General features: G+C 59.0%; 25 protein-coding genes and 2 pseudogenes. 18 read left to right on the plus strand and 9 right to left on the minus strand.

All coding sequences use genetic code 11. The features are described from left to right. Positions 1-2 precede the first annotated feature (2 nt). From CFBP5499_RS14860 to dnaN, 3 genes are all read right to left on the minus strand, one after another. A complete protein-coding gene (locus CFBP5499_RS14860; protein ID WP_080826769.1) occupies positions 3-599 on the minus strand; it encodes a histidine phosphatase family protein in 597 nt (198 codons plus the stop codon). Between the two features lie 95 nt (positions 600-694). After that, positions 695-1,288 (minus strand): phospholipid N-methyltransferase PmtA, encoded by a 594-nt coding sequence (gene pmtA, locus CFBP5499_RS14865; protein ID WP_080826768.1) that lies wholly within the window; start codon positions 1,286-1,288, stop codon positions 695-697. 196 nt (positions 1,289-1,484) lie between these two features. Further along, positions 1,485-2,603: a DNA polymerase III subunit beta gene (gene dnaN, locus CFBP5499_RS14870; protein ID WP_080827511.1), complete on the minus strand. Its 1,119-nt coding sequence runs from the start codon at positions 2,601-2,603 to the stop codon at positions 1,485-1,487. Between dnaN and CFBP5499_RS30045 the strand changes: the two genes are divergently transcribed. The 12 genes and pseudogenes from CFBP5499_RS30045 to CFBP5499_RS14920 all read left to right on the plus strand — a co-directional run bounded on the left by CFBP5499_RS30045 (position 2,602) and on the right by CFBP5499_RS14920 (position 12,711). Next, positions 2,602-2,772, plus strand: a complete 171-nt coding sequence (locus CFBP5499_RS30045; RefSeq protein WP_158523280.1) for a hypothetical protein — start codon at positions 2,602-2,604, stop codon at positions 2,770-2,772. The two genes, dnaN and CFBP5499_RS30045, sit on opposite strands and share 2 nt — an antisense overlap. A gap of 96 nt (positions 2,773-2,868) precedes the next feature. Beyond that, complete coding sequence (rsmI, locus tag CFBP5499_RS14875) at positions 2,869-3,810, plus strand: 16S rRNA (cytidine(1402)-2'-O)-methyltransferase (RefSeq protein WP_080826767.1); 942 nt, start codon at positions 2,869-2,871, stop codon at positions 3,808-3,810. Then, positions 3,800-4,168: a YraN family protein gene (locus tag CFBP5499_RS14880; RefSeq protein ID WP_080826766.1), complete on the plus strand. Its 369-nt coding sequence runs from the start codon at positions 3,800-3,802 to the stop codon at positions 4,166-4,168. The genes rsmI and CFBP5499_RS14880 overlap by 11 nt, the downstream gene beginning before the upstream one ends. 38 nt (positions 4,169-4,206) lie before the next feature. Then, positions 4,207-4,347, plus strand: a pseudogene (locus CFBP5499_RS30890) (maltose acetyltransferase domain-containing protein); the annotation flags it as partial. Positions 4,348-4,569: 222 nt separating this feature from the next. Beyond that, a pseudogene (locus tag CFBP5499_RS30895) lies at positions 4,570-4,722 on the plus strand (DapH/DapD/GlmU-related protein); the annotation flags it as partial. Between the two features lie 132 nt (positions 4,723-4,854). Next, positions 4,855-6,153 carry an extracellular solute-binding protein gene (locus CFBP5499_RS14890; protein WP_080826764.1) on the plus strand — a complete coding sequence of 433 codons (1,299 nt, stop codon included), beginning with the start codon at positions 4,855-4,857 and terminating at the stop codon, positions 6,151-6,153. A gap of 82 nt (positions 6,154-6,235) precedes the next feature. Then, on the plus strand, positions 6,236-7,204 hold the full coding sequence (locus CFBP5499_RS14895; protein WP_175416747.1) for an ABC transporter permease subunit: 969 nt from the start codon (positions 6,236-6,238) through the stop codon (positions 7,202-7,204). An 11-nt stretch (positions 7,205-7,215) separates the two neighbouring features. Then, positions 7,216-8,058, plus strand: a complete 843-nt coding sequence (ugpE, locus tag CFBP5499_RS14900; RefSeq protein ID WP_080826762.1) for a sn-glycerol-3-phosphate ABC transporter permease UgpE — start codon at positions 7,216-7,218, stop codon at positions 8,056-8,058. 10 nt (positions 8,059-8,068) lie between these two features. Beyond that, positions 8,069-9,169 carry a sn-glycerol-3-phosphate import ATP-binding protein UgpC gene (locus CFBP5499_RS14905; RefSeq protein ID WP_080826761.1) on the plus strand — a complete coding sequence of 367 codons (1,101 nt, stop codon included), beginning with the start codon at positions 8,069-8,071 and terminating at the stop codon, positions 9,167-9,169. Between the two features lie 109 nt (positions 9,170-9,278). Then, complete coding sequence (locus CFBP5499_RS14910) at positions 9,279-9,791, plus strand: cupin domain-containing protein (protein ID WP_080826760.1); 513 nt, start codon at positions 9,279-9,281, stop codon at positions 9,789-9,791. Between the two features lie 244 nt (positions 9,792-10,035). Beyond that, positions 10,036-10,995, plus strand: coding sequence for a glutathione synthase (gshB, locus tag CFBP5499_RS14915; protein WP_080826759.1), 960 nt, complete (start codon positions 10,036-10,038; stop codon positions 10,993-10,995). Between the two features lie 183 nt (positions 10,996-11,178). Then, positions 11,179-12,711, plus strand: a complete 1,533-nt coding sequence (locus tag CFBP5499_RS14920; protein WP_080826758.1) for a YifB family Mg chelatase-like AAA ATPase — start codon at positions 11,179-11,181, stop codon at positions 12,709-12,711. A 112-nt stretch (positions 12,712-12,823) separates the two neighbouring features. On the opposite strand, the gene cysK is transcribed toward CFBP5499_RS14920, so the two are convergent. The 3 genes from cysK to dut all read right to left on the minus strand — a co-directional run bounded on the left by cysK (position 12,824) and on the right by dut (position 15,100). Next, positions 12,824-13,792: a cysteine synthase A gene (gene cysK / locus CFBP5499_RS14925; RefSeq protein WP_080826757.1), complete on the minus strand. Its 969-nt coding sequence runs from the start codon at positions 13,790-13,792 to the stop codon at positions 12,824-12,826. Between the two features lie 141 nt (positions 13,793-13,933). Next, positions 13,934-14,551 (minus strand): LysE family translocator, encoded by a 618-nt coding sequence (locus CFBP5499_RS14930; protein WP_080826756.1) that lies wholly within the window; start codon positions 14,549-14,551, stop codon positions 13,934-13,936. Positions 14,552-14,629: 78 nt separating this feature from the next. Continuing rightward, entirely contained in the window at positions 14,630-15,100 is a 471-nt protein-coding gene (dut, locus tag CFBP5499_RS14935; RefSeq protein ID WP_080826755.1) for a dUTP diphosphatase, read from the minus strand. 89 nt (positions 15,101-15,189) lie between these two features. On the opposite strand from dut, the gene CFBP5499_RS14940 reads away from it, so the two are divergent. The 3 genes from CFBP5499_RS14940 to CFBP5499_RS14950 all read left to right on the plus strand — a co-directional run bounded on the left by CFBP5499_RS14940 (position 15,190) and on the right by CFBP5499_RS14950 (position 18,420). Next, complete coding sequence (locus tag CFBP5499_RS14940; RefSeq protein ID WP_080826754.1) at positions 15,190-16,773, plus strand: peptide chain release factor 3; 1,584 nt, start codon at positions 15,190-15,192, stop codon at positions 16,771-16,773. Between the two features lie 70 nt (positions 16,774-16,843). Further along, positions 16,844-18,049 carry a bifunctional phosphopantothenoylcysteine decarboxylase/phosphopantothenate--cysteine ligase CoaBC gene (gene coaBC, locus CFBP5499_RS14945; protein ID WP_080826753.1) on the plus strand — a complete coding sequence of 402 codons (1,206 nt, stop codon included), beginning with the start codon at positions 16,844-16,846 and terminating at the stop codon, positions 18,047-18,049. Beyond that, entirely contained in the window at positions 18,046-18,420 is a 375-nt protein-coding gene (locus CFBP5499_RS14950) for an MmcQ/YjbR family DNA-binding protein (protein ID WP_080826752.1), read from the plus strand. The genes coaBC and CFBP5499_RS14950 overlap by 4 nt, the downstream gene beginning before the upstream one ends. Before the next feature lie 6 nt (positions 18,421-18,426). On the opposite strand, the gene CFBP5499_RS14955 is transcribed toward CFBP5499_RS14950, so the two are convergent. The 3 genes from CFBP5499_RS14955 to ubiE form a co-directional block, all read right to left on the minus strand. Beyond that, a complete protein-coding gene (locus CFBP5499_RS14955) occupies positions 18,427-19,341 on the minus strand; it encodes a sterol desaturase family protein (protein ID WP_080826751.1) in 915 nt (304 codons plus the stop codon). 166 nt (positions 19,342-19,507) lie between these two features. After that, positions 19,508-21,082 carry a 2-polyprenylphenol 6-hydroxylase gene (gene ubiB / locus CFBP5499_RS14960; protein ID WP_080826750.1) on the minus strand — a complete coding sequence of 525 codons (1,575 nt, stop codon included), beginning with the start codon at positions 21,080-21,082 and terminating at the stop codon, positions 19,508-19,510. A 37-nt stretch (positions 21,083-21,119) separates the two neighbouring features. Continuing rightward, positions 21,120-21,896, minus strand: a complete 777-nt coding sequence (gene ubiE, locus CFBP5499_RS14965; protein WP_080827510.1) for a bifunctional demethylmenaquinone methyltransferase/2-methoxy-6-polyprenyl-1,4-benzoquinol methylase UbiE — start codon at positions 21,894-21,896, stop codon at positions 21,120-21,122. 143 nt (positions 21,897-22,039) lie between these two features. Here ubiE and mutM point away from each other — a divergent pair, with 143 nt between their 5' ends. The 3 genes from mutM (at position 22,040) to rpsT (ending at position 24,206) form a co-directional block, all read left to right on the plus strand. Further along, positions 22,040-22,936, plus strand: coding sequence for a bifunctional DNA-formamidopyrimidine glycosylase/DNA-(apurinic or apyrimidinic site) lyase (mutM, locus tag CFBP5499_RS14970; protein ID WP_080826749.1), 897 nt, complete (start codon positions 22,040-22,042; stop codon positions 22,934-22,936). A 46-nt stretch (positions 22,937-22,982) separates the two neighbouring features. Beyond that, positions 22,983-23,744, plus strand: a complete 762-nt coding sequence (locus tag CFBP5499_RS14975; RefSeq protein ID WP_080826748.1) for an enoyl-CoA hydratase — start codon at positions 22,983-22,985, stop codon at positions 23,742-23,744. A gap of 195 nt (positions 23,745-23,939) precedes the next feature. Next, a complete protein-coding gene (gene rpsT, locus CFBP5499_RS14980; protein WP_006310170.1) occupies positions 23,940-24,206 on the plus strand; it encodes a 30S ribosomal protein S20 in 267 nt (88 codons plus the stop codon). Positions 24,207-25,074: the final 868 nt, after the last annotated feature.

Consider the following 25,074-nt stretch of genomic DNA (forward strand, 5'->3'; position numbering starts at 1 on the left):
TCTTATCCCTGCCATGTTTCCATTGCCGTCCAGTCGCATGTGGGGGACGCGGCTGCAAGTGAAAACTCGGCGATGGAAAAGCGGAAAAGATTGCCGCCGCCCGGCGGCTGGTCCTTGGTGCGGCTGATGCCGCAGCCCTCGACGTGGCATTTCAGAAGTGTGCCCACACCGCCATGGCCGACAAAGGCGATCGGCTGCCATGGGTCATGCCGGTCGAGAACGGCTTTGACAGCCCCGACGATCCGCGCCTGCGCATCGATTGCCCGCTCCCAGCCGTGAAAACTCTCCTTAGGGTGAGAGAAGAACCAGTCCGCCGCCTTCTCGAATTCCGGCGGCGGCAGGAAACCAGTGGCGGACCGGTCGTTTTCATGCATCGCCTCGATGATCTCTATCTCCGCGCCCGATGTCTCGGCAAGAATACGGGCGGTTTCGATCGCCTTGGTTTCGGCGCTGGAAACGATGCGCTGCAATGCCTTCGCCCAGGGGAGGCGGCTCGCCTCGCGCGCCCGTTCAGCACCCCTTTCCGAAAGCCCCCATTCCGGGACGGGAACTGCCGGATCGATCTTGACCTGGGGATGGGTGATGTAGAGCGCATGCATGAAACCGATCCTCAAAGGCAATGGAAAGGGCAAACCAACACCCTAACCATCCGTCACGACCGGGAAATGACGGTCTTACCCATTCTGTCGAGTGGTCAGGCCCGCGTATAGGTCCACAATTGCGCTGGCGGAATATTGCGCACGATGAAATCGAAATGGCGGATATGGTAGAGGTGCGGCTGCGCGACGATCGGGGAAATCGGACCGTAGGATATCTGCACCACGGGTCGGCCGTGCGGCACGCGCTTCAGCAATTCGTCGAGAAGCTTGATGCGGGCAGCCATCGGAAAATTCAGCATCGGCACGGCGGAAATAACGCTGTCGAACATCTGACCCTTGTGCTCGCCAAGGGTCGCATCGAGATCGAAGGCGTCACCATTGACGAAGTTGACGCCCGGATAACTTCTTAGCAGCTGATGGTAGAAATCGGTTGAATATTCGATGGCTGTCAGGTTCTCCGGCTTGATGCCGCGCGCCAGAATGGCCTTGGTTATGACGCCGGTGCCGGGACCGAGTTCCAGAACCGGCAGGCCGGAATGGGGATTGATGACACTCGCCATTTTTTTTGCGGTGATGGACGATGTCGGGACAATGGCGCCGACTTTTTTCGGCTGGCTGACCATGCCTTTGAAAAAGCGGATTTCTTCTTCAAATTTTTGTTCAAGGCGTTGCTTCAGGTTAAGTGCCATAATTCCCCTCGGATACATTTTGGTCATTGTCAAAAAACGGTTACGTACTGTTGATCCCATTTGGCGCAAAAACAAGGCAAAATGTCGTAACTGGAAAAATTCGGTTATCGTTTGAAACGCGCGATAACCGAATCAAAAAAACGCCGAGGGAGCGATCCACCGGCGTTTTTGTTTGAATTGGCAAAAAACAGCCGTTTTAAACGCGCATCGGCATCAGAACATACAGTGCATCGTCGCCGGCGGTATCGCGTACCAGCGTCGGCGAACCCGCATCCGCCAGCAGAAAAATCGCATCCTCGCCGGAAAGCTGCGACGTGATGTCGAGGAGGTATTTGGCATTGAAGCCGATTTCCATCGAATCATTATCGTAACCAACGGCCACTTCTTCGGTAGCACTTCCCGAATCGGGATTGTTGACGGTCAGCGTCAACTGGCCGTCAGTTAGCGCCAGCTTCACGGCGCGGCCGCGCTCGGACGAAATCGTCGAAACACGGTCCACGGCCCGGGCGAAGGTCTGGCAATCGACGCGCATTTCCTTGTCGTTGCCGGTCGGGATCACGCGCTGGTAGTCGGGGAAGGTGCCGTCGATCAGCTTCGAGGTCAGCACGACCGAGCCGATGGCCAGGCGGATCTTCGCATCCGAGACTTCGACTGTGACTTCCAGTTCCGGATTGTCCATCAGCTTCTGCAGTTCACCGACGGTCTTGCGCGGAATAATGATGCCCGGCATGCCTTCGGAGCCGGAGGGCGCATCCACATCGGCGCGCGCCAGGCGGTGGCCGTCCGTAGCGACGGCGCGCAGCTTCAGCTCGCCATTGCTTTCGATGGTGTGGAAGAAAATGCCGTTCAGGTAATAACGTGTCTCTTCGGTCGAAATCGCAAACTGCGTCCGGTCGATCAGCATCTTCAGATCGGTCGCCTTCAGTTTGAAGGTGTGACTGAAGGTGCCGGCGGTCAGGTCAGGGAAATCCGCTTCCGGCAGGCATTGCAGCGAGAATTTCGAGCGGCCGGAGGCAACGGTCATGGAGGAGCCGTCCGGGTTGGTGGCCAGAAGCACTTCGGAACCATCCGGCAGCTTGCGCACGATTTCGTAAAGCAGGTGCGCCGGAACGGTCGTAGCGCCCGCCTGTTCCACCATGGCTGGTGTCGCTTCGGTGATTTCGAGATCGAGGTCGGTCGCCTTCATGTCCAGATTGGCGCCGGAGGCGCGCAGCAGCACGTTGGACAGGATCGGGATCGTGTTGCGACGCTCGACAACCCGGTGGACGTGGTTCAGCGATTTCAGAAGGTTCGACCGCTCAAGAGTAATACGCATGGACGCTACCGCTTTCAACCGTTGCGAACCGGCCACCGCCGGATCGGCAAGAAGAGTCTTCACCGGCAAAAAGCCGGACAATGTGGACGGGCAAAATGGCAGAGTTATTGCAGAAAATGCAAGAGCCGAGTGCATCTGCCTCGGCTCATTTTGCTGCTATACAACATGATCCACAGGTTGGGGCCGCCGATGGACCTTGTTCGCCGGTTTTCTATTGCCCATAAAGGGGAAAACCGGAGCGACCGGCCGGCAAGGATCGGCCAGAATGATTGGAAGCCGTGTGACGCAGGAAATATCGAGCAGCGATGCCAGACAGGCAGCGAAGGAATTCAGGATAGGCCCGGCCACCATTCCGGCCCGGCCGCTGGAGCCGGCGCTTTACCTCGTCGCCACCCCTATCGGCAATCTCGGCGATATCACCATCCGCGCGCTGGAAACACTGGCCTCGGCCGATGTTCTCGCCTGTGAGGATACCCGCGTCACCCGCATCCTGCTTGAACGCTACGGCATCCGCACGCGCCCGCTCGCCTATCACGAACACAATGCCAATGAAGCGGGGCCGAAGCTCGTCGCCGCGCTGGAGGCCGGAAAATCCGTGGCGCTGGTATCGGATGCCGGAACGCCGCTGGTGTCCGATCCCGGTTACCGCCTCGGCCAGCTGGCGCTTGAGGCCGGGCATCGTGTCGTGCCGGTGCCGGGGGCGTCAGCGCCGCTTGCCGCCCTTGTCGGCTCGGGCATGCCGAGCGACGCTTTCCTGTTTGCGGGTTTCCTGCCGGTCAAGGATCGCGGCAAGCGCGACCGTTTTGCCGAGCTTGCCAAAATCCCCGCGACTTTGATCTTTTTTGAATCGCCGCGTCGCATCGGCGCGTCCCTCAAGGTGGCGACGGAAGTGCTGGGCCGCGACCGTCGCGCCGTGGTTTGTCGCGAACTGACCAAGACGTTCGAGGAATTCCGGCGTGGTACGCTCGGCGAGCTTGCGGATTATTACGATGGCGACCGCGTGGTGAAGGGCGAGATCGTGCTGCTGGTGGAGCCTCCGTCCTATGACGAAATTCCCGATATCGAGGATGTCGAGAAGCTCCTGAAGGATCTCGTCGCAACCATGTCCGCCGCCAAGGCTGCCGGCGAAGCGGCAAAGCTGACTGGCCTGCCGCGCAAGGAGCTTTATCAAAGGCTGCTGGATATGAAGGAAATGGATGGGCGCTGACGGGCAGAGCGATAAAAGGCGGAAAGCCGAGCGGCGCGGCCATGCTGCCGAATATTGGGCTGCACTCTATCTGCTGCTGAAGGGGTATCGCATTCTCGCCATTCGGTATCGAACCCGATTGGGGGAAATCGACCTCATCGCCCGCAAGAAGGATCTTGTCGCCATCATCGAGGTCAAGGCGCGCGCTTCCGGTAGCAGCGCGGTGGATGCCGTCGGTTTCCATTCGCAGCAGCGCATCCGGGCGGCTGCCGGTCTCTGGCTCTCTCGTCGCAAGGATGCTGCGCGGTTTTCGCTGCGCTTCGATATCATCGCCATTCTGCCGCGACGCCTGCCGCAGCATTTTATCGACGCTTTTTGAGGCAGAGGGGGAACGCAATGCCTACCGAGCGGGAAAAGATGGCTGCGGGCGAATGGTACAGCTGCATGGATGGCGAGCTGGATGTGTTGCGCTGGCATGCGCGCCGGGCGGTTCACCAGCACGATACCATGCCGCCGGATGAGCGCGGCGCCATCGGGCCGCTGCTGCGCGCACTTTTTGCCTCCGTGGGCGAAGGTGCATTTATCGAGGCGCCTTTTCATTGCGCCTACGGTTTCAACATTATGCTCGGCAGGAATGTCTATCTCAATGCCGGCTGCACCATTCTCGATTCTGCGAAGGTCATGATAGGCGATGGCGCGATGCTCGGCCCCTCCGTACAGATCTATTGTGCGGAACACCATCTTGATCCGGTTCCGCGCGCGCAGGGGATTGAAATCGCAAAGCCTGTCACGATCGGCCGCGATGTCTGGATCGGCGGCGGAGCGATCATTCTGGCCGGTATCACCATCGGTGACGGTGCAATTGTCGGCGCCGGTTCGGTGGTGACGCGCAATGTGCCGGCGGGTGCAACGGTCGTGGGAAATCCAGCACGACCCATAAATCGTATAGCCGGCTGAGATTGTCGGCACGCGCTGTAATAAATCTGACACGGAACTGTCAAAGAGGCGTCATGGAACCCCTCTATTCGCATCCTCATCCCAATAAATGGTGGAGAGGAATTAGTAATGTTGAAGAAGATTTCCATGGCCGCAGTGGCGGTCAGCATTTCGGCAACGTCTTCTATGGCTGCGACCAACATCACCTGGTGGCACGGCATGGGTGGCCGTAACGGCGAAGTCATCAACGAAGTTTCACAGAAGTTCAATGAAGCCCAGAAGGAATGCGCTCTGACGCCGGTTTCCAAGGGCTCCTACGAAGAAGCGCTGGCCAGCGGCATCGCTGCTTTCCGTTCGGGCGAGCAACCGAACATCCTCCAGGTTTTTGACGCCGGTGCCGCCACCATCATCAACGCCAAGGGCGCGGTCATTCCTGCCGAAGACCTCATCAACAAGGCCGGTTACAAGTTCGACCGTGACGCCTTCATCAACGGCGTGCGTTATTTCTACGCTGCCGCTGACGGCAAATTTGTCGGCATGCCGTTCAACTCCTCCGCTCCGATCATGTACATCAACGACGAAGCCCTGAAGAAGGCCGGCGTCGAGGCGCCGAAGACCTGGGAAGAGTTCGAAAAGGTTGCACCGAAGCTGAAGGAAGCCGGTTATATCCCGCTCGTCCAGTCTCAGCTGACCTGGCAGTTCACGGAGAACTTCTTCTCCCGCAACAACATCCAGTTCGCCAGCAACAATAACGGTTACGACAGCGTCACCGACACCAAGCTCAAGGTAACCGACCCGAACCTCGTCATGATGTTCGAAAAGCTGAAAGACTGGAAGGACAAGGGCCTGTTCGCCTATTACGGCGCCGGCTGGAACGATAACCAGAAGCCCTTCGAAGAAGGCAAGGTTGCGCTCTGGATCGGTTCTTCGGGTTCCTTCGGCGGCCTGCAGAAGACGGCGACCATGCCGTTCTCGGCAACCTTCCTTCCCTACTGGGGTTCCATCAAGGGCGCTGGCACCAACTCCTTCATCGGCGGCGCTGCTCTTTTCGCAATGTCGGGCAAGTCTGAAGCCGAAAACAAGTGCGTGGCCGACTTCTTCCAGTTCCTGACCTCGCCGGAAATCCAGGTCTTCTACCACAAGGCAACCGGTTACGTCGCCATCACCAAGGCCGCTTACGAAAAGGCCAAGGCTGAAGGCTACTACAAGGAGAAGCCGGTCGCCGAAGTCGGTATCCAGCAGCTATCGCTGCCGGGTGGCGAGTGGTCCAAGGGTTACCGCCTCGGTTTCTACCCGCAGATCCGCGCCGTCATGGAACGTGAATATAACCGCATCTTCTCGGGCGAAGTGACGCCGAAGGCTGCTTTCGAGATCATCGAGAAGGAAGGCAACGACCTGCTGGCCCGTTTCGCCAAGACGGCCGGCTGATCGATCTTTTCGAAACCAATGATCGTTGTCGAGCCTCCTTTCCGACGAAGGGAGGCTCGCTTCTGGATAAGGAGGCGCAAGCGTGGCCTATACATCGTCTCAACCGCGCCGGTTTTTGTCCGGCTGGTCCGCAAAGGCTGGAAAACCCGCCAGGCCCGCTGAAGCCGGCATGAAGCGCGTGCAGTTCTCCTCGTCCTACGTGCCCTATCTGTTTCTGGCGCCGCAGCTCGCGGTGATCTTCATCTTCTTTTACTGGCCATCCGTTCAGGCCGTGCAATCATCATTTTATATCGAAGATCCCTTCGGCTTCGGCGCATCCTTTGTGGGTTTTGCCAATTATTCGGACGCGATATTCAACCCGGAATATCTCAGCATCGCCAAATTTACGGTGGTCTTCACCGTGCTGGTGACCTTCTTTTCGCTGGCGCTCGGCCTGTTGCTTGCCGTCAAGGCCGATGCGGTCATTCGCGGCAGTTCGACATACAAGACATTGCTGATTTCCGTCTATGCCATTGCACCGCCGGTCGCGGGTCTTATCGGCATGATGCTTTTCGACCAGCATATCGGGCCGTTCGTCAAATTGGCCGCGGTCTTCGGCTGGGACATGAAGGTCGGTCTCAACTACTTCGATACCGCCTTTGCCATGATCGTCGTCGCTGTCTGGAAGCAGATCCCATATAATTTCATCTTTTTTCTGTCCGGCCTTCAGGGCGTGTCGGTTTCCGTGCGCGAAGCCGCGGCCATCGATTGCCGCTCTGGTTTCCGACGGTTCTGGACCGTCATTATGCCGCTTCTTGCGCCCACGGCTTTCTTCCTGCTCATCATCAACATCACCTACGCGCTGTTCGATACCTTCGGCGTCATCGACGTGATGGTGAAGGATAAGGCGGCGGATAATCCTATCACGCTGGTCTACAAGGTGTTTCTCGATGGTTTCCGCGGCAATGACATCGGTGGTTCCTCGGCCCAGTCCGTCATCCTGATGCTGGTCGTCTTCGTGCTCACGATCATCCAGTTCCGCTTCATCGAAAAGCGTATCCATTACAATTGAGGGAAAAGACCATGTACAAGACAAAACCCCTCGACCATCTGGTGCTGATCATTGGCGCGCTGTTCCTGATACTGCCCGTTGTCGTGGCATTCATGACATCCACCCATACGGCGGCGGAAATCCACCGCAGTGGTCTGACGATCGTGCCGGGTAATAACTTCGTGGAGACCTACGAGAAGGTCCTGACGCAGAAGGGCGGCTTCACCGGGCAGGTCACCGGTCTCAATATGGTGCTCAATTCGTTGATCCTCGGCATCGGTTTTGCTGTCGGCAAGATCGTCCTGTCGATGACGGCGGCCTATGCGATCGTCTATTTCCGGTTCCGGTTTGCGACGCTTGCCTTCTGGATCATTTTCACCACGCTGCTGCTGCCGCTCGAAGTGCGCATCATGCCGTCTTATGAGGTGATGAGCAAACTCGGCCTCCTGAATTCCTATACCGGCCTCATCGTGCCCCTTCTCGCCTCGGCCACCGGCACCTTCTATTTCCGGCAGTTTTTCAAATCCGTTCCGGAGGAATTGCTGGAAGCCGCCCGCATTGATGGCGCGGGTCCGGTCAAGTTCTTCATCGACATACTCATCCCGCTTTCGCGCACCATGATGGCGGCGATCTTCATCATCATGTTCGTTTATGGCTGGAACCAGTATCTCTGGCCCATGCTGATGACGACGGACGAGAAGTTCTTCACCCTGATGCGCGGCATCAAGTCGATCCTGCAGGTCTGGGTCGGTTCGCAAATTCCCGATTACAACGAAGCTTTCGCGCTCGCCGTCCTGGCCATGCTGCCGCCGGTGCTGATCGTCGTCATCTTCCAGCGCTGGTTCATCAAGGGCCTGACCGAAAGCGATAAATAAGGAGACCGAAATGGCCGCGATAGAAATCAGTCAGGTCTGCAAGGATTACCATGGCGGCGTGCGCGCCGTGCATCACGTCGATATCGACATCCGGGACGGCGAGTTCATCGTTCTCGTCGGCCCCTCCGGCTGCGGCAAGTCCACGCTTCTGCGCATGGTCGCCGGCCTTGAGGATATCTCCGAGGGTACGGTGAAGATCGGCGATCGGGTCGTCAACCAGACCGATCCGGCCGATCGCGATATCGCCATGGTATTCCAGAACTACGCGCTTTATCCGCATATGTCAGTGCGCGAGAACCTGGAATACGGGTTGAAGAACCGCAAGACAGCGAAGACGGAAATCGATGCGCGTGTGGCCGAAGCAGCGCGCATGCTGCAGCTCGAACCCTATCTGGACCGCAAGCCGCGCGCTCTTTCCGGCGGTCAGCGGCAGCGTGTCGCCATGGGGCGCGCCATCGTGCGCAAGCCTGCCGCCTTCCTGTTCGATGAGCCCCTGTCCAACCTCGATGCCAAGCTGCGTGTTTCCATGCGCGGTGAAATCAAGCGTCTGCAGAAGCGCCTTGGCACGACTTCCATCTATGTCACTCACGACCAGCTGGAGGCCATGACGCTGGCCGATCGTCTGGTCGTGCTGAATGGCGGTCGCATCGAACAGATCGGCGCGCCGCTCGATGTCTATCACACTCCTGCCTCCACCTTCGTCGCAAGCTTCATCGGCTCCCCCGCCATGAACCTGCTGAATGCCGAATTGCATGGTGATAGCCTCGCCATCGGCCCGTCGCTATTTGCGCTCAATGGTTTCGCGCCCGCCTCCGGGCCGGTGACGGTGGGCATGCGGGCGGAGGATTTCCGTCTCGCTGCGGCAGGTGAGCAGGGTTTTGCACTCCGGGTTGATTATACCGAGGAGCTGGGTTCCCAACGCCTCATCCACGGCGTGATCGGCGACCAGAACCTGACAATTGCTTTCCCGCCGGATGTCGATGTTCCCGCCGCGCTTTCGGTGACGATCGCGCCTGAAAAGCTGCATTTCTTCTCCAGCGAAACCGGCAAGCGCATTGCCGGCAAGGCGGAGCAGCTCGGTGTGCAGTCCGCTCAGCTGGCGACGGCCTGAGCACATCGCCGAAATCGGCGCGATGACTAAAATTGCGCCTATTGTCAAAACCGCTTTGTTACGATCCCGATGATAGAAGACCTCCAATATTTCACGGGGGTTTTCTCATATGTCGTTCAAAATGATGTTCGCTGCGGCCGCAACCATGGCAATCCGCACGGTGCCGATATTGCCGGCCTATCTGCGCAGACGAAAAGACGAAACGGTCGTCAGCGCCTCCTGCACCGATCTGCGGCTTCAGCCGGCCCCCATCAATCCCGAATGGATCATCTCCGGCGCCCCTCTGGCCCGCGCGGCGGACCATTCCCGAAGTGGCGACCGTGCCTCCAGCACCGCCATGTGGGATTGCACGGCAGGCGAATTCCGCTGGTTCTTCGGCTGGGATGAAACCGTCTATATTCTGGAAGGCGAGGTGCATGTGACCGCCGAAGACGGTTCGGTCAGCATCCTCCGGGTCGGGGACGTCGCCTATTTCCCGGCTGGAACATGGGCCACCTGGCGGGTGGACGATTATGTTCGCAAGGTCGCCTTCATGCGCCGTCCTTTCCCCACTGCACTGGCTTTCGCCTATCGCGTCAAGAACAAGCTGTTTGCCGGCCGCTCCTACAAGCTCGCGGCCTGAACCCTGTTTTTACCTCCGGCCGGCGGGTCTGCGCGGCTCCGCCGGCGGAATTGTGAAGGTTCAATAAAACTCACACGAACCACCGCTTGCAGCAGTTGCCTTTGAACGGTCGCTGCCCTACATCTTCAGGGTTTTCTGAAGCATTTCCGGGGTCTTTTCCGGTCCTGCCGGGAAGCTTGAAAAGACGGAGCAATGGGCAGGGCGGACCAGCGAAGCGTCCGCATGCTGCAAGAGGAACATGTGCATGGCGAAGATCAAGAACGTCGCGATCCAGATGGATCATGTCTCCGGCATCAATATTGCCGGCGACTCCACCTTCGCCATGAGCCTTGAGGCGCAGGCGCGCGGATACCGGCTGTTCCATTATACGCCCGAGCGCCTTTCCATGCGTGATGGCAAGATTTACGCAACCGTCGAGCAGATGGAACTGCGCGACATCAAGGGCGACCATTTCTCGCTGTCGGAGCCGGAGCGGGTCGATCTTTCGACCATGGATGTCATCCATCTGCGTCAGGATCCACCTTTTGATATGGCCTATATCACTTCTACCCATCTGCTGGAGCGTATTCATCCCAAGACGCTGGTGGTCAATGATCCCGCCTGGGTGCGCAATTCGCCGGAGAAGATCTTCGTCACGGAATTCGCCGATCTGATGCCGAAGACGCTGATCACCAAGGACGTGTCTGAGATCGCCCGCTTCCGCAATGAGATGGGTGATATCATCCTCAAGCCGCTTTACGGCAATGGCGGCGCGGGCGTCTTCCATTCGGCGCGTGACGACCGCAATTTCTCTTCCCTGCTGGAAATGTTCGGCCAGATGTTCCGCGAACCCTATATCGCCCAGGAATACCTGCCTGACGTCCGCAAGGGCGACAAGCGTATCCTGCTGGTGGATGGCGAGCCGGTGGGCGCGATCAACCGCGTGCCGGCGGAAAACGACGCCCGCTCCAACATGCATGCCGGTGGCCGGCCGGAGCCGACGGAACTGACGGCGCGGGAAAAGGAAATCTGCCGCCGCATCGGTCCCGCCCTCCGCGAGCGTGGTTTCCTCTTCGTCGGTATCGATGTGATTGGCGATTATCTGACGGAAATCAACGTCACCTCACCGACCGGCATTCGTGAAGTGCGCAAATTCGGCGGCGCCGATGTGGCGAGCCTGCTGTGGGACGCGATCGAGAAAAAACGCGACACTCAGGATTTCTGAAGCGATTTCAATCGCTCCCGGTTTGTTCCATGCGTACAACTCGATACAACTAAAATACATCGCCTGCGAGAAATTGTTCTCTAGGTGTTCTTGTTTTATTCTTTGCTCTGTGGCACGTTGCTTGCGGGTGGTCGCCATGGAACATGAAGTTCCGATGATGCGGCCGGTTTGCGGGGGCAGGCCATGGTGGCACGGGTCAATACGGTCGCATTTCAGGGCATAGAGGGCGTGCCCGTTGAGGTGCAGGTCATGGTCGCGCCCGGAAAGATCGGCATCCAGATTGTCGGCCTGCCGGACAAGGCGGTGGCTGAAAGCCGCGAGCGCGTGCAGGCCGCCCTGCATGCCTCGGGTCTGGCCTTGCCGGCTAAAAAAGTCACCGTCAATCTGGCTCCTGCCGATCTGCCCAAGGAAGGATCGCATTTCGATCTTCCCATTGCTCTTGGTCTCATGGCTGCTCTGGGCGCCATACCGGCGGAAGCGCTCAGCCAATATGTGGTTCTCGGCGAACTCAATCTCGATGGTACGATCGGCATGGTTTCGGGTGCGCTGCCGGCGGCCATCGGCGCCAATGCGCTTGGCAAGGGCTTGATCTGCCCGGCTGAAAGCGGGCCCGAAGCTGCCTGGGCCGGCGCCGGCATCGATATTCTCGCGCCGCGCAGCCTCATTGCGCTCGCCAATCATTTTCGCGGCACCCAGCTTCTGTCACGCCCCTCACCCGCCATCCGCGCCAATCCGGTCAATCTGCCGGATCTGTCCGATATCAAGGGACAGGAAAGCGCGCGGCGCGCTTTGGAGGTAGCGGCTGCCGGGGGCCATAATCTGCTGATGGTCGGGCCGCCCGGTTCGGGCAAGTCCATGCTCGCCTCCCGCTTGCCTTCCATCCTGCCGCCGCTGGGGGTGGCGGAACTGCTGGAAGTGTCGATGGTGCATTCCATCGCCGGCCAATTATCGGGCGGTAAGCTCTCGGACCGCAGACCGTTCCGCACGCCGCACCATTCCGCCACCATGGCGGCGCTGATCGGCGGTGGGTTGCGCGCCAGACCGGGTGAGGCCTCGCTTGCCCATCACGGCGTCCTGTTTCTGGATGAATTCCCGGAATTTTCGCCGCAGGTGCTGGATGCGCTGCGCCAGCCGCTGGAAACCGGCGAATGTATCATCGCAAGGGCCAATCATCGCGTCAGCTATCCCGCAGAAATCCAACTTGTTGCGGCCATGAACCCTTGCCGCTGTGGCATGGCAGGAGAGCCGGGCTTCACCTGTGCCAGAGGTACGCGTTGTGTGACTGATTATCAGGCCCGCATTTCCGGTCCGCTGCTGGATCGCATCGATATTCGCATCGACGTTCCCGCCGTTTCCGCTACCGATCTCATCCGACCCGTCGTATCCGAGCCGAGTGCAGTGGTTGCCGCCCGTGTCGCCCAGGCGCGACTTGCGCAGCAGGAGCGCTATGCGGCGGCGGGGTTCCCGTCCCTCCGCACCAATGCCCGCTGCACAACGGCGCTTATCGAAAAATATGCCGAACCGGATGCATCCGGGCTGCAATTGCTGCGCGACGCCGCCGAGCGGCTGAAGTTTTCCGCACGCGGTTATCATCGCATTCTCAAGGTTGCCCGCACGCTCGCCGATCTGGACGGCAAGCAGACGGTTGGCCGTATTCATGTGGCGGAAGCCGTGTCCTACCGGATCGCGGGGGAAAGGTTGACGGCCGCGGCCTAGAGGCTTGCCCTTCGGGTCTTACCCGCAAAAAGCGATGTGCCGCCAGCGGGGCGGGCGGCACATCGGGATATCGGTTAATTGGGCGCAACCGCGCCGCGCTCGACAAAGTAACTTAAAGCCCAAGTCCTTCGAAAAGCGCGGTCGAAAGATAGCGTTCCGCGAAGGAGGGAATAATGACGACGATGTTCTTGCCGGCATTTTCCTCACGCGCGCCAACCTTGATGGCCGCCGCCAGTGCCGCACCCGAGGAGATGCCGACCGGCACGCCTTCGAGCCGTGCCGCCAGACGCGCGATTTCAAACGCCTCGTCATTGGTCACGGTGACGATCTCGTCATAGACACCGGTGTCGAGGATGGCGGGTGCAAAGCCGGCGCCGATGCCCTGAATTTTGTGCGGGCCGGGATTGCCGCCGGAAAGAACCGGGCTGTCGGCGGGCTCGACCGCGATCACCTTCACTTCGGGCTTGCGGGATTTCAGAACCTGACCTGTGCCGGTAATCGTGCCGCCGGTTCCGATGCCGGAAACGAGGATATCGACCGTGCCGTCGGTGTCGTTCCAGATTTCTTCCGCCGTTGTCCTGCGGTGAATATCCGGATTGGCAGGGTTCTCGAATTGCTGGGGAATGATGGCGTCGGGCAGGGTCTCTGCCAGTTCCTGCGCCTTGGCGATGGCGCCCTTCATGCCCTTCGGGCCTTCGGTCAGTACCAGTTCGGCACCCAGCAGCGCCAGCATCTTCCTGCGTTCAACCGACATGGTTTCCGGCATGGTGAGGATCAGCTTGTAACCTTTGGCGGCGGCGGCGAAGGCGAGCGCGATGCCCGTATTGCCCGAGGTCGGCTCCACCAGCGTGGTCCTGCCGGGGGTAATCTTTCCTTGCGCCTCGAGTGCTTCGATCATGGCAACGCCAATGCGGTCCTTCACGGAAGCGATGGGGTTGAAGAACTCCAGCTTGGCGAGCAGGTTGGCCTTCACGCCCTTTTCCTTTGCCAGCTTGTCGAGCCGCACGATCGGGGTATCGCCGATTGTTTCCGTGATCGAGGAATAGACGCGTCCGCGTCCGGGCTTTCTGGCTTCGGGCATGATGCTCTCCTGTGAAACTACCGCAAGAAGTGAGCGGCAGAATAGGAGCAATAGCTTCCGCAAGCTAGCGAACGTTCGTCCTAATATCTCTGAATTGCGGGAATAATTTCACGATAAATCGCACAAATGCACGAATTTGTTTTACGTGCTGCGGATTGCGATCATAGTCGCCGTTCCGGCCAGAATGGCGGCCGCCGTACGGTTGAGGATCGTCAAGGCGCTCGGCCGTTTCAACAGGTTGCGCGCCTTGGCCGCAAGCAGAATGTAAGGCAGGAGAACAGCCATCAGCACAACGAAGGTGAGGGCAAGAAGTGTCGCATATTCCGATGGTCCGATCATGCGGATATCGATCAGCGTCGGCACCAGCGCTACATAAAACAGCATGGTTTTTGGATTGCCGAGCGTAATCAAAAGGCCGGACAGGAAAGACATGGAGATGCTGGAGCTTTTTTTGGCCTTCAGATCCTGCGGCAGCAGACCGGCGGTCCAGAGCTTCCAGGCGATATAGAGCAGATAGGCCGCGCCGGCGAATTTCAGGACCATGAAGGCTTCCTGAAAGGTCTGCGCCACAAAGGCGAGCCCCAAAATCACGGCGGTGAGGTAGATCATGTCGCCCAGTATCAAACCGAGGCCCATGAAGAAGGTTTCGCGAAAGCCCGAGCCGAGTGCCCGCGCCACAATCGCCGTCATGCCTGGACCGGGAATGGCCGCGGCGATGAAAAGGGCGGTGGCGTAGGCAAGAATGGTCGTCAGCGTCATGATCGTATTCCCAGAAAATCCGCTGAATCCATAGCGAAATTGCCGGATCAAAACAATCGGATCATGCGGGCTTGCAGATTAAAGCCCCGTCGAACCGAAACCACCGGTGCCGCGCGCGGTTTCCGAAGTTTCCGTCACCTCGAGAACGGTCACCTGCGTCACCGGCGCGATCACCATTTGCGCGATGCGCATGCCGCGCTCAATGGTGAAATCATCCTGCCCCAGATTGGCGAGAATGACCTTCACCTCGCCGCGATAGTCGCTGTCCACCGTGCCAGGGGAATTGAGGCAGGTGATGCCGTTCTTGATGGCGAGGCCGGAGCGGGGGCGGATCTGCGCCTCATAGCCTTGCGGAACCTCGAAAACGAAACCGGTCGGCACCAGCGCCCGTTCGCCCGGCTGCAAAGTCAGCGGTTCACCTGCGAGCACCGCAGCGCGCAGGTCCATGCCGGCGGCGCCGCCGGTTTCATAAGAGGGCAGATCGAGGCCAGCGCCATGGGCAAGGCGGACGAGGCGAAGAGGGGGGCGATTGTCGTTTTGAATGGTCATGCGGCATTAGTTTGCCGAGATCGCGGCGAGGTCAATTGCAAATGCGGGCCTGAACCGCTAGATAGCCCGCAATTCACAGGATTTGTCAGATGGCCGAAACACTTGCCGAGGCGGTCTCCCGCCGCCGCACCTTTGCTATTATCGCGCACCCGGATGCGGGTAAGACCACGCTTACCGAAAAGCTGCTGCTGTTCGGCGGAGCGATCCAGCTTGCCGGCGAGGTGAAGGCGAAGAAGGACCGCATCCAGACCCGTTCGGACTGGATGAAGATCGAGCGTGAACGCGGCATTTCGGTCGTCACCTCGGTCATGACCTTCGAATATAACGATCGGGTCTTCAACATTCTCGATACGCCCGGCCACGAAGACTTCGCCGACGATACCTATCGCACCCTGACGGCGGTGGATGCGGCGATCATGGTCATCGATGCTGCCAAGGGCATCGAGCCGCGCACGCTGAAGCTTTTCGAAGTCTGCCGCATGCGCGATATTCCGATCATCACCTTCATCAATAAAATGGACCGTGAAAGCCGCGACCCATTCGAGATATTGGATGAGGTCGAGGAAAAGTTGGCGCTCGATACCGCGCCGATCACCTGGCCGGTCGGTCGGGCGAAGAGCTTCTGTGGCGCTTATAATCTCGCCGAAAACACCTTTCGCGGCAATGATACGCAGGTGGAAGGCCTTTCGGTCAACGGCCCGCAGGCAGTTGCCGACCGTTTGCCGGAAAACGAACGCAAGGTTTTTGTCGAGGAGACGGAACTGGCGCTGGAAGCCTGCCGTCCCTTTGACCGCCAGGCTTTTCTCGAAGGCCATATGACGCCGGTGTTTTTTGGTTCGGCGCTGCGCAATTTCGGTGTGCGTGACCTCATCAATGCGCTTGGCGATTTCGCACCGCCGCCGCGCGATCAGGTGGCGGATACCCGCACCGTGCATGCGGCCGAAGACAAGATGACGGCCTTCGTCTTCAAGATTCAGGCCAATATGGACCCGAACCACCGCGACCGCATCGCTTTCGCCCGTATCTGCTCCGGCAAGCTGGAGCGCGGCATGAAAGCGCGCCTGGCACGCACCGGCAAGCTGATGGGGCTCACCGCGCCGCAATTTTTCTTCGCCTCGCAGCGCCAGCTGGCCGATACCGCCTTTGCGGGCGATGTGGTGGGCATTCCCAACCACGGCACGCTGCGCATCGGTGATACGCTGACCGAGGGTGAAAACCTCGTCTTTCAGGGTGTACCGAACTTCTCGCCGGAAATCCTGCGCCGCGTGCGACTAGAGGACGCCATGAAGGCGAAGAAGCTGAAGGAAGCCCTGCAGCAGATGGCGGAAGAGGGCGTCGTGCAGCTTTTCTCGCCGGAAGACGGCTCGCCGGCCATCGTCGGCGTCGTCGGCGCGCTGCAGCTCGACGTGTTGAAGGAACGGCTGATGGGCGAATACGGCCTGCCGGTCTCCTTCGAAATGTCGCGCTTTTCGGTTTGCCGCTGGATTTCTTCCGATCAGCCGGCGGAAATGGACAAGTTCCTCAACGTCAAGCGCGGTGATATCGCCCGCGATCTCGATGGCGATCCGGTGTTTCTGGCGCAGGACGCGTTCTCGCTGCGTTATGAATCCGAGCGTTTTCCAGCGATCAAGATGGTCGCGATCAAGGAATATCATGTAGCCAAGGCGGCGTGACGTCAGCCGGATTGCACTTTGTATGCCAAGGGCTTAGTTTCCGGGTGAAACGGGAAACTGGTCCGGCATCATGACGCTTTCAGGCAAACATATTCTCCTCATCATATCAGGCGGTATCGCGGCTTATAAGAGCCTCGATCTCATCCGCCGCCTGAAGGAGCGCGGCGCGAAGGTCACGCCTGTCATGACGAAGGGCGCGCAGGAATTCGTCACGCCGCTTGCCGTCGGGGCACTCTCCGCCACCCATGTCTTTACCGAACTTTTTTCCAGACAGGACGAGCAGGATGTCGGCCATATCAGGCTGGCGCGCGATTGCGATCTCGTGCTGGTGGCACCCGCCACTGCCGATCTGATGGCGAAGATGGCGCATGGCTTGGCTGACGATCTTGCCTCCGCAGTCCTTCTCGCGACGGATCGCAAGGTGCTTGTTGCACCGGCCATGAATCCGAAAATGTGGTCGGCGAAACCAACGACGCGCAATGTCGAAACGCTGAAGAAGGATGGCGTGTTTTTCATCGGGCCCATGGCCGGCGAGATGGCGGAGAAGGGCGAGGCCGGTCTTGGCCGCATGGCAGAGCCTTTGCAGATCGTCGATGCCGTCTTATCGCTGCTGGATGGCAGCCCCAAGCCGCTCAAGGGCAAAACGGCGATCGTCACGTCAGGGCCTACGCATGAGCCGATCGATCCGGTGCGGTATATCGCCAACCGCTCGTCCGGCAAGCAGGGCCATGCCATTGCAGCGGCTCTCGCGGCACTGGGGGCGGAGGTTACGCTGGTTTCCGGCCCCGTGACCATCGCCGATCCCACCGGGGTCACGACGATCCATGTCGAGCGGGCCGAGGAGATGCGCGATGCGGTAATCTCAAGGCTTCCTGCGGATATCGCCGTCATGGTCGCCGCCGTCGCCGACTGGCGGGTGGTGGGTTCCTCGGAACAAAAGATCAAGAAGCAGCCGGGTGATGCACCGCCGGCGCTCCAGCTGACGGAAAATCCCGATATCCTCAAGACCGTCGGGCACCATGAAAAGCGGCCGAAGCTGGTGGTAGGTTTCGCCGCCGAAACGCAGGATGTGGAGAAAAACGGCCGCGCCAAGCGGGATCGCAAGGGCGCGGACTACATCGTCGCCAATGACGTGTCGGCGGAAACCGGCATCATGGGCGGAGACCGCAACAGTGTGAAGATCATTTCGGCTGATGGTGTCGAAACATGGCCCGATCTCGACAAGGCGGAAGTTGCAAAACGTCTGGCAGCCCTTATCGCGGAGAAACTCGCATGACCCTTTACGATCGCAAGACATTCGACGGGGTGCTTGGCGAATGGCCGGGCGTGCGTTTTGTCGATCAATGGGATTCGCATGTGGCCAAGGTGGGCGACAAGGTTTTTGCCGTACTGGGCGAACGGGAAGACTGGCGGCTGGTGGTGAAATGCTCCGAAGAGAGCTTCGAAATCCTCACCTCGCTTGAGGGCATCGCTCAGGCACCCTATTTTGCCAAGCGCAAATGGGTGTCGATTGGCGATCACTCGCCGCTCGAACAGGAAGAACTGGTGCACTATGTGCGCCGTTCCTATGAGCTTGTCTCAGCCGGCCTGACAAAAAAACTACGGGGCGAGCTGGGCATCGTGATCGATACCGCGCCTCGCCCATAATTTCCGTCAGTTCACCTTCTTGTCTTTGCCGATGATCTGGCGGACGCCCTCTTTGGTGAAGGGCTGCAGGAGCTGCGGCACAAAACCCTTCGCGATCTCACCCTTGATGCCGATATCGGTGGGCGAGGGCCGGTCGGGGTTATGGTAGGACCCGAAGATGATATCGAAGATGACGAGGTTCTCGCCGTAATTGGTATTGCCTTCCGGAAGCTGTTTGGAGTGGTGCCAGCGGTGCAGGCGCGGGGTGCTGAAGACGTAATCGAGCAGCCCCGTTTTCATATCGACGTTGCAATGGGTCAAAATGCCGATGAAAGCGGTAACGGCGCCCAGCCACCAGAAGACCTGCAGCGGCGCACCCATGAAATAGAGCGGAATCTGGCTGAGCGCGATCTTGAATAGGGAATCGGCCACATGGAACCGGCCGGTATTCACGACCCAGAGCCGCACGACACTGTGATGCAGCGCATGGAAGCGCCAGAAGAACACGGTTTCATGCGCGATGCGATGGGCCCAGTAGAGACCGAATTCGGCAATCGTCACCGCAAGCGCGACCTGAACCACCATTGGCAGATGCGATGGCCACAGGTCGAAGCGCATGGCCGCGAGCGGCTGCAGCACATTGGCGGCCAGCATCGGGAAGATTGCCGCTGCGGCGGCAGCAAGTTGCACGAGCCCCTTGGTCAAAAGCGTGTGACCGATGCTGGTCATGGTCTCGCCGTCACCCTCAAGCCATTCGACTTCATAGGGAATATAGCGCTCGAGAAGAAACAGGCTCAAAACCGCGCCCGCATAAACGGCCAGAAAAGCCGCGATCGGATGGCTACTCGCGAAAGCGAAATAGGATCCCACGAGGCCGCCCACAAAGACGAGCGGCCACGAAGAATAGGAAAGGGCCTGTTTTATTACCTGCGCTTTTGCCATGAAACTCAAATCCCGTCCGGCATCATTCGGCTCTCAACCACCGGCACAATTCCGCGCAGGCGTCAAAGCAGCCCTTACCCGCATCGATCACCTGTCTCGCTTGAAGATCAGGCCCTTATCGCTCCAATACATTACATAAACATGGCGCATGCCAACCTTCACAGGGTCAACTCACCCTGATCGCAATGTAAACAAGTGTCAGCGCAATGACCCAGAGAGCGACCCGCCCCCATTTGCTATGACGCGCCTCGGCCTTGCCGATGGCTTCTGCCGTCTGTGCGTCGAAACGCAAGCCGTTCTCGCTCATATACATCAGATCGGAATGCAATTTCTCCGTCTTGGCGGCGATTTCGGGGGCCGCCTCGGCAAGTTTGAGAGCCGCCTTCACGCCGTCCTTCAGATCGGCGACGACGCGTTTCGGGCCGAGATTGTCCCTTATCCAGCCGCTGACGACCGGATCGGCCGCTTTCCACATGTTGAAGCGCGGATTGAGCATGCGGGACACACCTTCCACCACCACCATGGTTTTTTGCAGCATCACCAGTTCGGGCCGCGTCTCCATGTCGAAGAGTTCGGTGACTTCAAACAGCAGGGTCAGGAGCTTGCCCATGGAGATCGTCTCGGCGGGCTGGCCGTGGATCGGCTCGCCAATGGCGCGGATTGCCTGGGCGAAGCTGGCTTTATCGTGGTGGCCCGGCACATAACCGGCCTCGAAATGCACTTCCGCCACCCGCATATAGTCGCGGGTAATGAAGCCGTAGAGGATTTCGGCGAGGAACCGGCGTTCCTTTTTGCCAAGCCGCCCGGCAATGCCCATATCGACGGCGACGATCTCGCCCTGAGCATCGACGAAGAGATTGCCGGGATGCATGTCGGCATGGAAAAAGCCGTCGCGCAGCGTGTGCCGCAGGAACGACTGGATGAGGGTGTCGGCCAGCTTGTTCAGGTCGTGACCGGCGGCCTTCAGCCCCTTGATATCAGACATCTTGACGCCGTCGATCCACTCCATGGTGACGACATCGCGGCCGGTGCGTTCCCAATCCACTTCGGGGACACGGAAACCGGGGTCGTCCTTGGTGTTTTCGGCAAGTTCGGAAAGGGCAGCGGCTTCGAGCCGCAGATCCATCTCGATCTTGGTCGTCTGCTCCAGCGTGCGCGTCACCTCGACCGGGCGCAGGCGACGGGCGGAACGGACGAAACGTTGCTGCAGGTCGGCGATCAGATACATCGCCTCGAGATCGTTCTGGAAACGCTGGCGCACGCCGGGGCGAATGACCTTGACGGCCACCTTGCGCGGTCCCTTTGGCGTATCCACCATGGCCGGGTGCACCTGGGCGATGGAGGCGGCGGCGATCGGATCGCCGAATTCCCTGTAGAGCTCAGAAACCGACCGTCCGAGCGAACCTTCGATATTGGCCTTCGCCGCGGCGGCCGGGAAGAAGGCCATGCGGTCCTGAAGGCTTGCAAGATCGTCGGCGAAATCGGCGCCCACCACATCCGGCCGGGTGGCGAGAAACTGGCCCATCTTCACATAAGAAGGCCCGAGCCGCTCGACGGCCACGGCCAGCCGGTCGCTGCGCTGCGCCCGCTTGGCCTTGCTGCGGGCGAAGGGCTTCAACAGGGCTTTCAACAATTGCGCCGGGGCGGGCAGGTCATCGGACGGCAAAGCCAGCACGACGCCTTCGCGCACGAGAACCCAGCCAACCCTTGCGAGGCGGAAATATGCGCCCAAAGTGCTCATGCTTATGCTTGTCTCCTGCGTCTGCCGGCCATGGGTCTCAAAGTTTCCAGCCGGAATGCAGGGCGGCGATGCCGCCGGTGTAATTGGTATAGGTGACACGGGAGAAGCCAGCGGTGCGGATCATCGTGGCAAAATCCTCCTGATTGGGGAATTTGCGGATCGACTCGACCAGATATTGATAAGGCTCGGCATCACCGGTGATCATCTTGCCGAATTGCGGAATGGCGTTGAACGACCAGGCGTCATAAACGCGGTCGAGCAGCGGCATATCGACTTCGGAAAATTCCAGCACCAGGAGCCGCCCGCCGCGTTTCAGCACGCGGTGGGCCTCCTTCAGCGCGACATCGATGCGCGGCACGTTGCGAATGCCGAAGGCGATCGTATAGGCATCGAATGTATTCGCGTCGAAGGGCAGTTCCTCGGCATTGGCCTCGATGAAGGTCAGATTGTCGGAAAGCTTCTTTTTCGCCGCGCGCTCCTCGCCCACGGCCAGCATCGAGCCGTTGATATCGAGAACGGTGGCATGCGCCAGACGGTTGGAGGCTTCGATGATGCGGAAGGCGACATCGCCGGTGCCGCCCGCCACGTCCAGAATCCTGTAGGAAGGATCCTTGCGCGGCGAAAGCGAGGAGACCATGGCGTCCTTCCATAGCCGGTGCAGGCCGGCCGACATCACGTCGTTCATGATGTCGTAGCGCTTGGCGACCTTGTGGAAGACTTCGTTGACCAGCCCCTGCTTCTTGCCTTCATCCACCTTGTGAAAGCCATAGGACGTTTCCATGCCACCTTCTGCGGTCGTACGGGCGTCGGTCATCATCTGTCTCCATATTTATTGCGTGGCGGACCATAGCGGAAACGCCATGGCAACGCTATCTGTTGCCGCATCGCCTGGGCGCGACATTTCGCGTGCACTGTATAGACCACATGGTCCTAACGATAAACTGTCGGATAAGCCAGATGCCAGAATTGCCAGAAGTCGAAACCGTCAGACGCGGCCTCGCACCCGCCATGGAAGGCGCAAAGGTCCGCAAGCTCCATCTCGGCCGTCCGGATCTGCGATTTCCGTTTCCAGCGGATTTCGCGGGGCTTATTGAGGGAAAGACGATCATCTCGCTCGGACGCAGGGCGAAATATCTTCTCATTGAGCTGGAGGGCGGGCTGACGATCGTTTCCCATCTCGGCATGTCGGGCTCGTTCCGTATCGAGGCGGAAAAGGGCGAGGGTGGCGAAGCGCCCGGCGCGTTTCATTATGCTCGCTCGAAAGATGGCAAGCATGACCATGTCGTCTTTCATCTTGATAAAGGAGAGGAGCGTGTCTGCGTCATCTATAATGATCCGCGCCGCTTCGGCTTCATGCATCTGGTGGAGCGCAACAAGCTTGACCTCTACCCCGCCTTTGCGGAGCTTGGACCGGAGCCGACAGGCAACGCGCTGAGCGCCGATTATCTGGCAAGCCGGTTTGAGGGCAAAAGCCAGCCCCTGAAAAGCACGCTGCTGGATCAGAAGGTCATTGCCGGCCTCGGCAATATCTATGTCTGCGAGGCGCTCTGGCGCGCCCATCTTTCTCCCTTGCGGGCGGCGGGAACGCTGGTGACGAAAGGTGGCAAGCCCAAAGCGCAGCTCATCGATCTGACGGAGAAAATCCGCGACGTGATCGCGGATGCGATTGCTGCCGGCGGCTCCTCCCTGCGCGACCATATACAGACGGATGGAACGCTCGGTTATTTCCAGCATTCCTTTTCGGTCTACGATCAGGAAGGCCAGCCTTGCCGGACACCCGGCTGCGGGGGTACGGTTGAAAGGGTGGTACAGGCCGGTCGTTCGACATTCTATTGCGCCGCCTGCCAGAAATAGCGGTGCCAGCAGTTACGGAGAAGGGGAGATTGCCGTGGACTATGAAATGATACTGGTCGAGAAACGCGATGAGGTGGGCGTCATCACGCTCAACCGCCCCAAGGCGCTCAACGCCCTCAATTCGGCGCTTCTGAAAGAGCTGCGGCACATTCTCTCTTCTTTCTCCGCCGATGATTCCATCGGCGCGATCATTATCACTGGCTCGGAAAAGGCATTTGCGGCCGGTGCCGACATCAAGGAAATGCAGGGACTGGATTTTGTCGATGCCTATGTCGGCGATTTCCTCGGCGGCTGGGATGAGGTCGCGGCCACTCGCAAGCCTGTTATCGCTGCCGTTTCCGGTTTTGCGCTCGGCGGCGGCTGCGAGCTGGCGATGATGTGCGATTTCATTATCGCTTCGGATACGGCGAAGTTCGGCCAGCCGGAAATCACCCTCGGCGTCATTCCCGGCATGGGCGGATCGCAGCGGCTGACGCGGGCGGTGGGCAAGGCGAAGGCTATGGACCTGGTTCTGACCGGCCGGATGATGGATGCGGCGGAAGCCGAGCGCGCCGGCCTCGTGTCGCGGATCGTGCCGGTTGCAGACCTCATGGACGTCGCCGTGGAGGCCGCGACACGCATTGCCTCGCTGTCGCGTGCTTCCGTTCTGATGGCCAAGGAAAGCGTTAACCGCTCCTTTGAGGTGCCGCTCGCCGAGGGGCTGAGATATGAACGACGTGCCTTCCAGTCGCTCTTTGCGACAGTGGATCAGAAGGAGGGCATGGCGGCCTTCGTCGAAAAGCGCAAACCCGCTTTCCGGAATCGCTAAGGATTCGGAATATCGGCGCTTTTAAGCGTTTTGCGCGTTGACGGGGGTGCGCTTTAGCGGTATATGCCCGCCCACGGTTAAGGAAAGCCATCCGGCTTGTCCGAAATTACTCCCGCATTCTTGGGTTACCTGAGGTCGTCGAACGACCCGATCCTCTGGTTGCGGAATTTGGTTTGAATTCGAAGAGAGGCATACATGGCCAATACAACTTCGGCGAAAAAGGCGACCCGCAAGATCGCTCGCCGTACCGCAGTCAACAAGGCTCGCCGTTCGCGCGTTCGCGGCTTCATCCGCAAGGTCGAGGAAGCAATCGCTACCGGCGATCTGGCAGTCGCCACCGAAGCTCTGAAGGCAGCTCAGCCTGAGATCCAGCGCGCAGCAACGCGTGGCGTTCTGCACGGCAACACCGCATCCCGCAAGGTGTCGCGTCTCGCCCAGCGCGTTAAGGCTCTTTCCGCCTAATCCGGCTAATCACAAATAATTATTCAAAAAGCCTGGTCTTTTGACCGGGCTTTTTGTGATTCTAACTGCCCGTTAACCATTGCTGCCGTAACGTGACAAATGCATGTCAGATGGACGACAGGAAAATTGCAATAAAAACAAATACTTGTAGGAGGTCTCCCCGAAAATGGGAAGCTTTCTCTACGGAAGTCGCGGCTAGTTTTGAGTCAAGCAGATTTTTATTTTTTTGGTAAAATCGGCTCTCAAAAATTGCCAAAATTGAATCTCATTGATTCATAAGCGATTCTGCTTCGCACCTCGTCGGTGATGCAAAACGGCCTTTGTGAGTCAATGGCCGATCTACGTTTTTGCAGAAAAAACGCCATTGATCTCTCCCCATGATCCTGCCTAAATGCATTTCAACAAGGGGTGCGGATCTCAGTCCACAGATTATCTCGATGAACATATCGACGATATTCACCTTCTTGCTGGCGGGTCTTTCGAGGTCCGTTTTTTCAGGTCATCGAGCTTTTTGTGCCGTTTCGGTCTCGGAACGGGCGGGGGCTTTTTGTCCTCAAGAATGCGCCTTAAAGTTGTAACGAAAGGAGCGTTTTAGCGTGTCGCAGGCCTCTCCATGAGGGAGAGGGAAATGGGATAACCGACTCGCAAACGGGTAGTCGCCTTTGACGTTCTTTCGAGGGGAACGCTGGGGGCAGAAATAAACGAGGGGGATCCCTGGCGGTCGATCTTTGATCGTCAGGCTATGATTGGCAATTTGAAAGGCGGCAATATGCAATTGAATTTGGCGATGGGTGCGGTGGCTGATGGGGACCGCGCACCAAAGGCATGTGATGCAGCTTGCTCAGATGCGGCAGGGGATAAATCGGCC

Origin of the sequence: Agrobacterium tumefaciens, assembly GCF_005221325.1 — a bacterium.
In the GTDB taxonomy this organism is placed as follows: domain Bacteria; phylum Pseudomonadota; class Alphaproteobacteria; order Rhizobiales; family Rhizobiaceae; genus Agrobacterium.